The sequence below is a fragment of the Providencia vermicola genome, from assembly GCF_020381325.1.
Lineage (GTDB): Bacteria > Pseudomonadota > Gammaproteobacteria > Enterobacterales > Enterobacteriaceae > Providencia > Providencia vermicola.
In genome coordinates this window covers 94,249-107,540 of sequence record NZ_JAGSPI010000013.1, presented here as the reverse complement: position 1 = coordinate 107,540, position 13,292 = coordinate 94,249, and the positions used below count along the sequence as shown (strand labels likewise).

At 40.7% G+C, this 13,292-nt stretch carries 14 protein-coding genes; 3 read left to right on the top strand and 11 right to left on the bottom strand.

Features of this window, described 5'->3' with window-relative positions; all coding sequences use genetic code 11:
- Window positions 1-19: 19 nt before the first annotated feature.
- Window positions 20-1,075, bottom strand: coding sequence for a DNA polymerase IV (gene dinB, locus KDJ85_RS18115; RefSeq protein ID WP_225820839.1), 1,056 nt, complete (start codon window positions 1,073-1,075; stop codon window positions 20-22).
- A 288-nt stretch (window positions 1,076-1,363) separates the two neighbouring features.
- Between dinB and KDJ85_RS18110 the strand changes: the two genes are divergently transcribed.
- A complete protein-coding gene (locus KDJ85_RS18110) occupies window positions 1,364-2,293 on the top strand; it encodes a glycerophosphodiester phosphodiesterase family protein (RefSeq protein ID WP_338050609.1) in 930 nt (309 codons plus the stop codon).
- Between the two features lie 168 nt (window positions 2,294-2,461).
- Complete coding sequence (locus KDJ85_RS18105) at window positions 2,462-2,827, top strand: hypothetical protein (RefSeq protein ID WP_225820838.1); 366 nt, start codon at window positions 2,462-2,464, stop codon at window positions 2,825-2,827.
- A 222-nt stretch (window positions 2,828-3,049) separates the two neighbouring features.
- On the opposite strand, the gene nqrM is transcribed toward KDJ85_RS18105, so the two are convergent.
- From nqrM to KDJ85_RS18065, 8 genes are all read right to left on the bottom strand, one after another.
- On the bottom strand, window positions 3,050-3,277 hold the full coding sequence (gene nqrM / locus KDJ85_RS18100; protein ID WP_225820837.1) for a (Na+)-NQR maturation NqrM: 228 nt from the start codon (window positions 3,275-3,277) through the stop codon (window positions 3,050-3,052).
- Between the two features lie 18 nt (window positions 3,278-3,295).
- A complete protein-coding gene (locus KDJ85_RS18095) occupies window positions 3,296-4,327 on the bottom strand; it encodes an FAD:protein FMN transferase (protein WP_225820836.1) in 1,032 nt (343 codons plus the stop codon).
- A 242-nt stretch (window positions 4,328-4,569) separates the two neighbouring features.
- The gene (gene nqrF, locus KDJ85_RS18090; RefSeq protein WP_206084754.1) at window positions 4,570-5,796 is read right to left on the bottom strand and encodes an NADH:ubiquinone reductase (Na(+)-transporting) subunit F; all 1,227 of its coding nucleotides are present in this window, start codon (window positions 5,794-5,796) and stop codon (window positions 4,570-4,572) included.
- A 15-nt stretch (window positions 5,797-5,811) separates the two neighbouring features.
- On the bottom strand, window positions 5,812-6,408 hold the full coding sequence (nqrE, locus tag KDJ85_RS18085) for an NADH:ubiquinone reductase (Na(+)-transporting) subunit E (protein WP_206084753.1): 597 nt from the start codon (window positions 6,406-6,408) through the stop codon (window positions 5,812-5,814).
- Between the two features lie 4 nt (window positions 6,409-6,412).
- On the bottom strand, window positions 6,413-7,042 hold the full coding sequence (locus KDJ85_RS18080; protein WP_225820835.1) for an NADH:ubiquinone reductase (Na(+)-transporting) subunit D: 630 nt from the start codon (window positions 7,040-7,042) through the stop codon (window positions 6,413-6,415).
- On the bottom strand, window positions 7,035-7,829 hold the full coding sequence (locus tag KDJ85_RS18075) for a Na(+)-translocating NADH-quinone reductase subunit C (RefSeq protein WP_225820834.1): 795 nt from the start codon (window positions 7,827-7,829) through the stop codon (window positions 7,035-7,037). The genes KDJ85_RS18080 and KDJ85_RS18075 overlap by 8 nt, the downstream gene beginning before the upstream one ends.
- Complete coding sequence (locus tag KDJ85_RS18070; protein WP_206084751.1) at window positions 7,822-9,060, bottom strand: NADH:ubiquinone reductase (Na(+)-transporting) subunit B; 1,239 nt, start codon at window positions 9,058-9,060, stop codon at window positions 7,822-7,824. Before KDJ85_RS18070 ends, KDJ85_RS18075 begins: the two co-directional genes overlap by 8 nt.
- 4 nt (window positions 9,061-9,064) lie before the next feature.
- Window positions 9,065-10,408 (bottom strand): Na(+)-translocating NADH-quinone reductase subunit A, encoded by a 1,344-nt coding sequence (locus tag KDJ85_RS18065; RefSeq protein ID WP_225820833.1) that lies wholly within the window; start codon window positions 10,406-10,408, stop codon window positions 9,065-9,067.
- Between the two features lie 415 nt (window positions 10,409-10,823).
- On the opposite strand from KDJ85_RS18065, the gene KDJ85_RS18060 reads away from it, so the two are divergent.
- Window positions 10,824-11,561, top strand: a complete 738-nt coding sequence (locus KDJ85_RS18060; RefSeq protein WP_225820832.1) for a L,D-transpeptidase family protein — start codon at window positions 10,824-10,826, stop codon at window positions 11,559-11,561.
- Here the strand turns inward: KDJ85_RS18060 and KDJ85_RS18055 are convergent.
- Window positions 11,532-12,299 (bottom strand): class II glutamine amidotransferase, encoded by a 768-nt coding sequence (locus tag KDJ85_RS18055; protein WP_225820831.1) that lies wholly within the window; start codon window positions 12,297-12,299, stop codon window positions 11,532-11,534. The two genes, KDJ85_RS18060 and KDJ85_RS18055, sit on opposite strands and share 30 nt — an antisense overlap.
- 27 nt (window positions 12,300-12,326) lie before the next feature.
- Window positions 12,327-12,905, bottom strand: a complete 579-nt coding sequence (gene lpcA / locus KDJ85_RS18050; protein ID WP_206084747.1) for a D-sedoheptulose 7-phosphate isomerase — start codon at window positions 12,903-12,905, stop codon at window positions 12,327-12,329.
- Between the last annotated feature and the right edge of the window lie 387 nt (window positions 12,906-13,292).

Here is a 13,292-nt window from a genome sequence, read left to right as displayed (position 1 = left end):
TCCTTGTGGTGGGCATTTTTTAAAGTTCAAGCAATAGCTGCCGTTCTAATTGTGGGCTTTGCAGCATCACATGTACCCCCACCAACCTAACCCCCCTTTTTAACCGACGATTTTCCCAAACTTGTTGTGCTAATTGGACAAGGTCTTGTTTGTTAAGAATAGGATAAACATGTTCTTGCGTTGTTTGCTGAAAGTCATCAAATTTAAATTTCACCCCTTGGCGAGCAATACGCAAATCGGGTTTTACTTTTGCTAAACGTAGCTGCAACTCATCATAAAGTTTATCTAACAGAGAAAGGCAATCACTCCACTGATGAATATCTTTTGCTAACGTGCGTTCAACACCGACAGATTTTCTCAGTCTATCTGGATTTACAGGGCGCTCATCAATAGCATGACAACGTTCCCAAAGCACCTGTCCAAATTTCCCCATACTCTTGATTAATGTAACTACATCATATTGTTGCACATCAGCACAGGTATTCAGCCCCATATCCGCCAATTTTTGAGCGGTCACTTTCCCCACCCCTGGGATCTTCTTTAACGGTAACGTAAGAACGAATTGATCCATATTTTGTGGCGTGATCACAAACTGACCATTCGGTTTATTCATATCTGAGGCGATTTTCGCTAAAAACTTAATAGGCGCAATTCCTGCAGAAGCGGTGAGCTGTAACTCATCAGAAATTTGCTGACGAATAGCCTCTGCAATCAATGTGGCAGAGCCATGTAGCTGAGTACAATCCGTCACATCCAAATAAGCTTCATCAAGGGAAAGAGGTTCGATTAAATCAGTATAGCGCGCAAAAATCTTACGAATATGAATAGAGGTTTCTTTATACAGCGCCATACGCCCTGGAACGACTTTTAAATGTGGGCAAAGCCTTAATGCAATTGCGGTCGACATCGCGCTGTGTACGCCGTAACGGCGCGCTTCATAGTTGGCTGTGCTGATAACCCCCCGACGATCCGCACTTCCCCCAACGGCAATAGGCACATTGCGTAGGCTTGGATCATCGCGCATTTCTATCGCCGCATAAAAGCAGTCCATATCAATATGAATAATTTTACGCATGGGTACACTCACAAAAAACCAATCAACTGATTAAATATACAGTACTTTTATTCACCATGCAATTAAGAGGAAACTTAATAGCAATATCATTTTAATGCCCTCTAACCCGCTGTTAACAAAAACGAATTCATTTTATTGTCATATAAAGATGTCACACTCAACGAGCAAAAAATAAATAAAGTTAGTCTTAAAAAGAGCCCTAATAGATTACAGCTTGATAAAAAAGTAATACAACGGACTGGCTTATTTTCCTCATAACTCGTAAAAATTATTTTATGGATACTACATATGGCAATAATATCAGCATTAAAATTTAACCCGTTCGCCTTCATTGGCTTGCTACTTTTAATCACTCAAAACGCATTTGCTCTCACCACTCTCATGGCCTCACCGCAAATTGTTGCCCATCGCGCAGGTACAGCAGACGCCCCCGAAAATACACTTTATGCCATTGAGTTAGCGAAAAAAAATAAAGTCAATGCGATTTGGCTAACCGTGCAACTTAGCCAAGATAATCAACTTGTTTTATATCGTCCAAGTGACCTTGATTCTCTAACAGATAAAAAAGGCTTTATTTCTGCCTATTCCGCGGAACAACTTAGCCATATCAATGCCGCATACCAATTCAATCAAAAAAATAACCAACAATTACCTGCTGCAACCACTACGATTAGCACACTCGAGACGGTTTTAAAAAAGTATCCAGATATTCCTTTTTATATTGACTTAAAATCCCCAGACGCTAACCCAAATATTCAAGCCAAAGCGGTTTTAGCATTGCTGGAAAAAACAAAAGCATTTAATCAAGTGCGTTTTTACTCTACGAATACTGAATTCTTAACCGCACTTAAACAGTTATCACCGAAAATTTATATATTTGAAAGCCGCGATGAAACTCGGACTATTTTGGCAAATAGCGTTATGAACCATCAATGCTCAATTTCAGACGCAAAATCAAGCAATAGCACGAATAAACCAGCTACTCGTTGGTATGGTTTTGAATTACATCGTAAAGTTGAAGTTGTTGAAAAATATACCTTAGGTGAAGCTCGTTCCCCAGCAACACTCTCATGGGATAAAGCGGCAATAGACTGTCTTAAACGCGACGGTGATGCCTACATCATAGTCTTTGGTGTCAATAACCAAAGCGATTACCAGTTAGCGAAAGAGATTGGTGCTGATGCGGTAATGGTGGATTCACCAAAAGCTTTTAATTGATAGTTTTAATTAAAAACAAGCGATTTAACATTACGTATTATTAATTAAGCTAAGCCGCTTGTTTTTGGATATTATCTAGCTATTTTATTAATGAATAACGTTCAATATTAATTCCTTCCCCCTAGAATTATGTGATATTCAATAAAAATGCAAATGAAAGGGGGTAATATGTCTAAATCATCTGGTACTATATCGATTGAAAATAAATGGAATGAGGATTTAAAAAAAATTGAGATTATCTATCATGATGAAAAAAACACACTAAATCAGGCTTTTGTTACATATAATATACCAAAGCAAAAAACTAGGAATGATGTCTTCACTATCAATTATGACACTAGTGGAAAAAGTTTTTGGAAGACGACAATCATTACCCAAAGCGGGCAAACATGGAGTAGTGGCAGTTTTTTAGAATGTAACGCAAAGAAAGCCGAACTTGCTAAAATCCTCATTAGTTTTGATGTAAATAGTAAAGAGACAAAAATTAACTATCCAAAATATAACTCATGCTTTAAAAAAATGACTAAAATTTAGTATTTAACTTATCTATATAATTAAAATCCCTCTATTTCAAACTACCCAAATTACGTTACAACACTATCTATTTTTAAATACGCATGCTAATTAAGCTTAGTTAATTTAATTATTGAATAATAATAATTATTATTGAAAATAGAATAGTTTGAAAATCCAGAGAGATTTTATAATAAAACCTTGGTTTCAAATAATACCAAGGTTTTATTAATAAGTTATCAATTATATTATTCTATTCTTATCTAGAATTTTTTGGCGAGCTTCATCGCGCGCCATACGTTTTTTACGCGCATCACAAGGTTCAGGGCAATCACACACTTTTTCGACGCCAATGCTACTTAAACCACCGCAGCTACCTTGGATACTCTTACGCTTAATAATGTAGCCCAATGACATGCCCAAAAAGGCTAATAAAAACAGTGCAAAAGTTGCAATAAAAATATTTAGCATACCTTTAGCCTCCCAAAACTACTGTTTCTTCGTTAAAAATGGTTCGAATGCCTTAGTATAGCGCTCTTCAAATCCTTTATCTGTCTTAACTATCATAAAAACAGGCACATTCATTTTTTCAGCAAGCGCAAAACCCGTTTCTGGCCCTAATACATTTAACCCCGTAGATAGGCCATCAGCACTCATGCAATTTTCAGCAATTACGGTGATAGAGACCAAGTTATGGGTAATTGGACGTCCTGTTTTTGGATCAATAGTATGAGAAAAACGCACACCATCTTGCTCAAAATAGTTACGGTAATCCCCTGATGTTGCAATTGAACGGTCACCTGGTTCAATAATTTCTTGTGCTGTTTGGCTCAAACCATCCGTTGATGGTTTTTCAATGGCAATACGCCATGGCGCGTCTTTGCCATTTTTACCTTTCGTGCGCACTTCGCCACCGATATCGACCATATAGTTATTGATACCCTGTGACTCTAAATATTCAGCAACAACATCAACACCATATCCCTTAGCAATAGAAGACAAGTCAACATATAGCTCTGGAATGGTTTTAATCAGGTTGTTATCTTGTACTGAAAGTTTTTCAATCCCAACCCATGCACGGCGTTTGGCGAGTTCTTCATCAGAAGGTGCTTTCGTCACACGACCTTCTGGCCCAAAGCCCCATAAATTCACTAATGGCCCAACAGTCACATCCAAAGAACCATCCGTCAGTTTATTAATTTCAATAGCCTTACTTACCACTTTTGCTGTCGCCGCTGATACAGGAAAAGGGGTATTCACTTCTTTGAATTGGTTAAAACGACTTAATTCGGAATCTGGACGATAGGTTGACATCTGGTCGTTAACTTCCTCCAAACGCTTATCAACTTCAGCTTGAATCGCTTCAGGTTTTTGTTCTGAAGAATCCGTGACATATTTTACAGTATAATATGTCCCCATTGTTTGCCCTTGCATATTTTGTTGCTCTGGGCCACCACAAGCAGTCAAGAACAGTGCAGCAACAAACAACAAGACTGAGGTATAAATTTTTTTGTTCAGCATAATTTTCTCCGCGTCAATCGTGAGCGCGTATTGTTAGATTCGCTCAGACTATTAACACACTTTACATCGTCACCCATGCAGAGAATGTTCAAGTCGAAATAACTCTCAACCTATTAATAACCAATAAAATAATTAGCAACTAACGGCATTAATATAAATAATAAAGAGGGAAGTATTTTCCCTCTTTATTTGATTACTGTCCGTACTTTACTTGGTAAGTACGATAAAGCCAATAAAATTAGTTAACCACCGAAATCATCCAGTAAGATATTTTCATCTTCAACGCCCAAATCTTTCAGCATTTTGATCACTGCAGCATTCATCATTGGTGGTCCACACATATAGAACTCACAATCTTCCGGTGCAGGATGGTCTTTCAAATAATTCTCATACAGAACATTATGAATAAAGCCTGTATAGCCATTCCAGTTATCTTCTGGTAATGGATCTGAAAGTGCTACATTCCACGTAAAGTTTTCATGTTCGGCCGCCAGCTCATCAAAGTCTTCTGTATAGAACATTTCACGAACAGAACGCGCACCATACCAGAAACTGATTTTACGTTTTGAATCCAAACGGCGTAATTGGTCGAAAATATGGGAGCGCATTGGTGCCATACCGGCACCACCACCAATAAAGACCATTTCAGCGTCCGTTTCTTTCGCAAAAAACTCACCGAATGGACCTGAAATTGTTACTTTATCACCTGCTTTCAATGACCAAATATAAGATGACATGATCCCAGGTGGAACGTCAGGATTACGTGGTGGAGGTGTTGCAATACGTACGTTCAGCATAATAATACCGTGCTCTTCAGGGTAGTTAGCCATTGAATATGCACGCACCGTTGGCTCTTTAACCTCAGAGACATAACGGAACAAATTAAATTTATCCCAATCTTCTCGATATTCCTCTGGAACATCAAAATCTTCATATTTTACAATATGCTCCGGGCATTCAATTTGAATATAACCACCCGCACGGAAAGGGACGACTTCACCTTCTGGAATTTTCAGTTTTAATTCTTTAATGAAAGTCGCTTTATTATCATTAGAGATAACTTCGCACTCCCATTTTTTCACACCAAAAATTTCTTCTGGAAGCTCAATTTTAAGGTCTTGCTTCACGTTAACTTGGCAGGCTAAACGACAGCCATCTTTGGCTTCACGTTTGTTTATGTGCGAAAGTTCAGTAGGTAAAATATCACCACCGCCCTCTTTTATTTTCACACGGCACTGACCACATGAGCCACCACCACCACATGCAGAAGAAACAAAAATACCTTGGCTAGATAACATGCCTAATAATTTGTCACCCGCAGGGGCTTCAAAGCTTTTATCAGGGTCGCCATTAACTTCAACTTTGATGTTCCCTGTATTGACCAACTTGGATTTTGCAAACAGGATTAAACCTGTCAGCACCAAGACAATCAGGGTAAACATCACTACACCTAAAATAATAATTTCCATGAATTCTTCTCGCCTTTATAGCTGCACACCGGAGAAGGACATAAAGCCCAATGCCATCAAACCGGTCGTCACAAAGGTGATACCTAACCCTTTTAGACCTGCTGGGATATCAGAGTATTTCATCTTCTCACGGATAGCGGCCATCAATACGATAGCAAGCATCCAGCCGATTCCTGAACCAAACCCATAAACAATGGATTCACTAAAGTTATAATCACGCTGAGCCATGAAAGAAACGCCACCAAAAATTGCACAGTTAACGGTAATCAATGGCAAGAAGATACCTAATGCGTTATACAGCGATGGAAAATAGCGGTCCAAAATCATTTCGAGGATCTGAACCAGCGCCGCTATCACCCCAATAAAGGTAATAAAATTTAGGAAGGATAAATCCACTCCTTCGGCTATCGCACCATCACGCAACACAAGGTTGTACACCAAGTTATTGGCAGGAACAGAAATTCCAAGAACGACCGTAACGGCAATCCCTAACCCAAACGCGGTTTTCACATTCTTCGATACCGCAAGGAATGTACACATCCCCAAGAAGAAGGCTAACGCCATATTCTCAATAAAAATGGATTTAACAAATAGGCTTATATAATGTTCCATTTGATTAATCCTTCTCTACTTGAGCGGGTTTCAGGGTACGTAACCCCCAAATCAGCATACCGATAATAAAGAAAGCGCTTGGTGCTAATAAGAACAAACCATTTGGCATGTACCAACCACCGTTTTGCAGTGATTCAAATACGGTGATACCAAACAGTTTGCCCGAACCAAAAAGCTCACGCAGGAAACCAACTAAAACAAGAATGACACCGTAGCCAAGGCCATTACCAATACCATCCATAAAGCTTTCAATCGGAGGTGCTTTCATGGCATAAGCCTCTGCACGCCCCATGACGATACAGTTGGTAATAATTAAGCCAACGAATACTGAAAGCTGTTTTGATATCTCATAGGCATAAGCACGCAGTATTTGGTCCACCACAATAACCAGTGAAGCAATGATGGCCATTTGCACAATAATACGTACACTGCTTGGGATGTAGTTTCGAATCAATGAGATAAAAAAGTTGGAAAATGCAGTAACCAGTGTCACCGCAATGGTCATCACCAACGCTGTTTCTAGTTTGGTCGTGACGGCTAATGCAGAACACACCCCCAACACCTGTAAGGCGATTGGGTTATTATCGAATAGCGGCCCGAGTAGGACGCGTTTTACTTCTTTTGAATCAGCCATTATTCAGCGCTCCTTCACGTACTTTTTTCAGGAACGGACCAAAGCCGTTGTCACCTAACCAGAAATCAAACATGTGCTGGATACCATTTGATGTCAGAGTCGCCCCCGAAAGGCCATCGATACCATAAGGGCTATCGGTTGCACCACTACGCACAATTTTAATTGCTGGGATACCTTGTTCATTAAACAGTTTTTTGCCTGGCCATTGCGCTTTCCACTGCGGGTTATCCACTTCCCCACCCAGCCCTGGTGTTTCACCATGTGCGTAGTAAGTGATACCTCGAGATGTCACGCCATCAACATCAACCGCAATAAAAGCGTACATCACTGACCACAAGCCTGAACCGTAAACAGGTAAAATAATTTGCGAGACTTTGCCTGAACCATCTTTTACCAAGTAGATTTCAGCACTATTCGCACGACGACGAATTTTCGCAATATCTTCCTGCGGTGAAAGTGCAATACTCGTTTCATCACTACGCAGTTCATCATTTAGCACAAAATGCCCTGTGCTATCAGATAACTCATTCGTTTTGAAGTTTAAAAGCTTCGGTTCGATACGCTCGCCATACACTTTCTGCACGTCTTCTGCGCTCATTTTCGGCGTTGAAAGCCCCGCGACACTCAAAATATTACGTTGAGTATCTAATTGGATTTGTTCCTGTTGCTGTGGTTTTAACCCAACCGCGGCCCCAGCAACAATAATTGAACACACGAGGCATAGAATAAACACAACAAGAAATGTTCTGCCAACGCCATCGTTATTAATTGTTTTTTCATTAGCCACGAGCTTTTCTCCGCTTAATATTTGCCTGAACGACCAGATAGTCAAACAGAGGAGCAAACAGATTGGCGAACAGGATAGCCAGCATCATCCCTTCTGGGTAAGCTGGGTTAACCACCCTGATAAGAACACACATTACGCCGATCAGAATACCGTAAGCCCATTTACCTTTATCTGTAAATGACGCGGATACAGGGTCTGTCGCCATAAAAATCATACCGAATGCAAAACCGCCTAACACCATATGCCACCACCATGGCATCGCAAATAATGGGTTAGTGTCTGAACCGATAAGATTAAACACATAAGACATCGCGATCATGCCCAGCATCACGCCAGCCACAATACGCCATGATGCGATGCGAAAGAACATAATCAGCGCGCCACCGATAAACAGCATCAGTGTCGATACTTCACCGATAGAGCCAGGCATGTTACCTAAAAACGCTTGCATCCATGTAATAGGTTCGCCACTCACGGTATTCATCAGTGCGTGCTCACCGCCCGTTGCCCATTGGGACAATGGCGTTGCACCTGAAAAACCATCTGCCGCAGTCCAAACTAAATCGCCCGAAATTTGTGCAGGGTAAGCAAAGAATAAGAATGCACGACCCGCTAATGCAGGGTTTAAGAAGTTACGCCCTGTTCCCCCAAAGATTTCCTTCGCAACAACCACACCAAAGGTAATCCCTAGTGCAGCCTGCCAAAGTGGGATTGTAGGCGGAACGATCAATGCAAATAAGATGGATGTGATGAAAAAACCTTCGTTGATTTCATGTCCACGGATCATGGCAAATAAAACTTCCCAGAACCCGCCAACCAAGAAAACAACGGCATAAATAGGAAGAAAATACACTGCACCTAGCAGCATTTTACTTCCCCATCCTGCGTCCATCGACAATGATGCGCCTAAGAACTGCGCTAAGCTGTAATGCCAATCACTCGCAATAATTTGCTGTAATTCAACACCACTATATAGTTGATGTAATGCAGGGATCGCTTGATTTCCCACATTATACATCCCCCAGAACATCGCTGGAAAAACGGCGAGCCACACCAAGATCATCATACGTTTAAGATCGATAGTATCTCGGACATGAGAACGACCTTTAGTGACTGTACCCGGCGTGTAGAAAACAGTCGAAACTGCTTCATACAGTGCATAGTATTTCGCTAACTTTCCACCGGGCTCAAAATGGTGCTCATATTTTTCAAATAAATGTTTCAGACCCATGGAATTACCCTTCTAGCTCTATCTTGGACAACACATCACGTAGCACCGGACCGTATTCATACTTCGCTGGGCAGACGTAGGTACATAACCCCAAATCTTCTTCATCCAGCTCTAAACAGCCTAGTTCTTGTGATGTATCGGTATCCCCCGCAAGGAGATCGCGCAACAAGTGCGTAATCATGATGTCCAGCGGCATCACACGTTCGTAGTTACCAATTGGTACCATTGAACGCTCACCACCATTCATCGTCGTCGTGAAGTTAAAGCGTTTATTTTTCAAAAAATGCCCAATCGTTGTACGGGTAATAGTGAATTTATTTACCCCTGGCATAATCCATCCAAATAATTCTTTTTCACGGCCTTCTGCGAGAACAGAAACTTGGTTATGAAAACGACCAAGATAGTGATGGGTTTCATCACAGGTAACCCCCCAAAGCACAGAACCCGAAATAATACGGTTTTCACCTGCTTTGAGTTGTCCTTGGGTCAATTCATATAAATCAGCCCCAAGGCGGGTGCGGACTAAGCGCGGCTTTTCAACTTGTGGCCCTGCAAGGGAAACCACACGGTCAGTGTATAAGTGACCCGTAACAAATAGCTTCCCAATAGCGATAACATCTTGATAATTCAAGCTCCACACTTTTTTCTTGATGCTAACGGGCTCCAAGAAGTGAATGTGAGTACCAGCTAACCCCGCAGGGTGTGGCCCACCAAACTGGGTATAAGCAATTTGTGATTGGCTGTTAACCTTTGGTAAATCTCCCTCTCCATGGCATACATGGATTTTACCTTCCGTTAAGTGGCTAAGAACCAATAAGCCATCATTAAATGCTTGCTCATTTTCGCGAATAATACCAACAGGATCAGCAGCTAATGGGCTGGTATCCATTGCAGTCACAAAAATAGCAATAGGTGAAGAACCTGGTTGTGGAGAACGGCTAAATGGACGCGTTCTTAAAGAGGTCCACATACCTGATTTAATTAGGTTATCTTCGACTTGCTCACGAGTTAATGCAGGTAGTTCATCACGGGTATATGCAGCAAAAGTGACTTGTTCATCACCCTCAATTTCGATGACTACAGATTGAAGTACACGACGCTCACCACGATGAATAGCAACAATTTTTCCGCAGGCAGGACTCGTAAATACGACCCCTGGGTTCTTTTTATCTTCAAAAAGAACCTGCCCTTTTATTACACGCTCACCTTCTTTAACCAGCATCGAAGGACGCATTCCGACATATTCCTCACCTAGCAATGCTACGTGTTGAATTTTCGGGCCGTCTTCTATCACTTGGGCTGGCTCACCTGCGATGGGAAGGTTGAGGCCTTTTTTAATTTTAATCATAAGATCTGCACAAGTTTATCAGTTAAACCCTAAGCTAACGATTCAGCAATGAATGATAGCGACTCAGTCATAAAAACTACTCAAGTCACCTTCGTGACTTGAGCGAGTATTCTCACAAAATTGTTACTAAATTCTTGTCTTCTGCCAGTCGTAATTTTATCAGTTTCAGCTCACGCTGTCCGTCTAGAGAAGTGACATAGTTCAAGCAAATTGCATTATTATTTAATTTTTTCCATTAACAATTCGATATTGCCGAGCAATAAGCTCATGTTTATCGATGACTGTTTATTATTTAATCAATAAAGATTCATTTAAAAACTATTAACAACCTATATTAATTTTTAAACAGCTCGTCTAAAATGTGTAAAACATGTGTTATTTTTAATCAACATCACCTTCAATATTTGGCTTAAGCATGAAAAAAAGTAAATTACTTTGTGCCATATCTCCATTTGTACTCATGTATACATTGGTTGCTCAGGCAGATAACGCTTCATTTTTGCTAAAGAATGAATCACGAGCGAATCTTGACTCATCGATATTTATACAAATATTTAAACAAGAAGGTGTGCTTGAACTATACCAAAAAGCACCGTCAGGCAAATATACCTTGTCGAAAACCTATCCAATTTGTAAGTTTTCTGGTGGGTTAGGGCCAAAGAAAATAGAGGGTGATCTTAAAAGCCCTGAAGGTTTCTATCAAATTACGGCAGAGCAGCTCAACCCTAATAGTCGGTATTACCGATCTATCAATATTGGTTTCCCTAATGAGTTTGATAAAGCCCAAGGGTATAGCGGAAGTTACCTGATGATCCACGGCAGCTGCGTGTCGGTAGGTTGTTATGCGATGACTGATAAATACATGGGCGAAATTTACCAAACGGTAGAAACCGCATTGCTAAACGGCCAATCGACGATTAACGTGAATATCTATCCGTTTAAAATGACGAAAGAAAATATGCTGCGCTACCGAAATTCAAGCCATTACACGTTTTGGAAGCAACTGCAGCCTGCCTATGAGTATTTCAACCAAACAGGAAGACTCGCACAGGTCTCTGTAAATTCAGGAAAATATGCAGTCATGGGCCTACCTGATACCCCAACAAAGTTGTTAGGGATGAAATCACAGTATGCGCTGACCAAGGTGGAATAACACAAAATTACCTGGCTCAATCCTTTGCCAGTCTTCATTGCCTGTCAAAGGTTGAGTTGCAATCACAGAGACGATATCTGTTGGTGTTGTGCACTGTGCAAAATCAATTTCAATATCTTGATCGAGCAACTTAGCCATGCCAAACGGCGCTTTACGCGTGATCCAATGTAATTTCGTTGAGCTAAACGCCATCAAATATTGCCCATCAGACAACAACATATTGAAGACACCTTTGCTACGCAATTGATCAGCTAAAGTTGCAATAAAACGAAAGACGCTTTTCCAGTTTGATGGTTTTCGTGGATATTTTTCACTCAGTTGTTGCAAAATCCAACAAAATGCCCATTCACTGTCTGTTTCCCCAATCGGCCAATAACGCCCTGTGTTAAGGGAACGATATCCCTTAAGTTGTCCATTATGAGCATAAGTCCAATTACGTCCCCATAGCTCTCTGGTGAAAGGGTGAGTGTTCACTAACGATACATCCCCTCGATTAGCTTGGCGGATATGCGCCACAATACTTTCAGACTTGATGGGGTATTCCTGCACAAAACGCGCAACGGGGGATGTAAAGCTCGGTTGTGGATCTTTAAATGTGCGACACCCGAGACCTTCGTAAAACGTGATTCCCCAGCCATCTTTGTGTGGTCCAGTTTGGCCACCACGAGAAATTAACCCACTCAAACTAAAGGTAATATCTGTTGGAACATTGGCACTCATGCCAAGCAACTCGCACATTTAAAAGCTCCTACAACGGCTAAATCGTTACTTCACCATCTCTTTTTCAATTAATTGAATAAGGATATGGATAACTTTGATATGAATCTCTTGAATACGATCCGCATAACCAAAATGAGGTACACGAATTTCAATATCTGCCGTGCCTGCCATTTTGCCACCATCTTTTCCTGTTAATGTGATGACTTTCATACCTTTTTCACGTGCAGCGGCAATCGCTTTGATAATATTTCCTGAGTTACCTGACGTTGAAATTCCCAGCAACACATCACCTTTCATGCCAACAGCTTCAATAAAACGAGAGAAAACAAACTCATAGCCGAAGTCATTACTCACACAGGATAAATGGCTCACATCTGAGATCGCAATAGCTGGATAACCTGGACGGTTTTCACGATAACGGCCGGTCAATTCTTCAGCAAAATGCATCGCATCGCAGTGAGATCCACCATTGCCACAAGATAAGACTTTGCCGCCTGCTTTAAAAGAGTCCGCTAATAACACAGCCGCTTGTTGAATGGCTTCGATATTCGCTTCGTCACTTAGGAAATTTGATAACGTCTCAGCCGCTTCAGTTAATTCACTGCGGATCAAATCTTGGTACATGAGGTTTCCCCTTAATTAAGAATACGTTATTGAGAATATAGCCAACTTACATCCAAAATGATTTACAGTAAATCGTTCGCACTAGGACACAAATTCAGATGGATATCAGTCATTAAGCTTTAATACTCAGATTGTTGCACAGGGGGCTTTTTGTTTCTACTTTTGATTGTGCTGTCTTGAGCTCGTCGACAAAAATAACGTTTTGTTATGCTTAATAACCTTATTTTCTTTAATGGTAATAATTTTAATTTCAACTATCCCCCCCATTATTTGATTTTTTTGTGAACTAAGTTGTAATTAAGATGTAAATATATTGCTAATTCTTTATTGCTAGGTATAGATTAAGTTATCAAACAGGTCAGACCTCTTACAAGTCGACAGGAGATC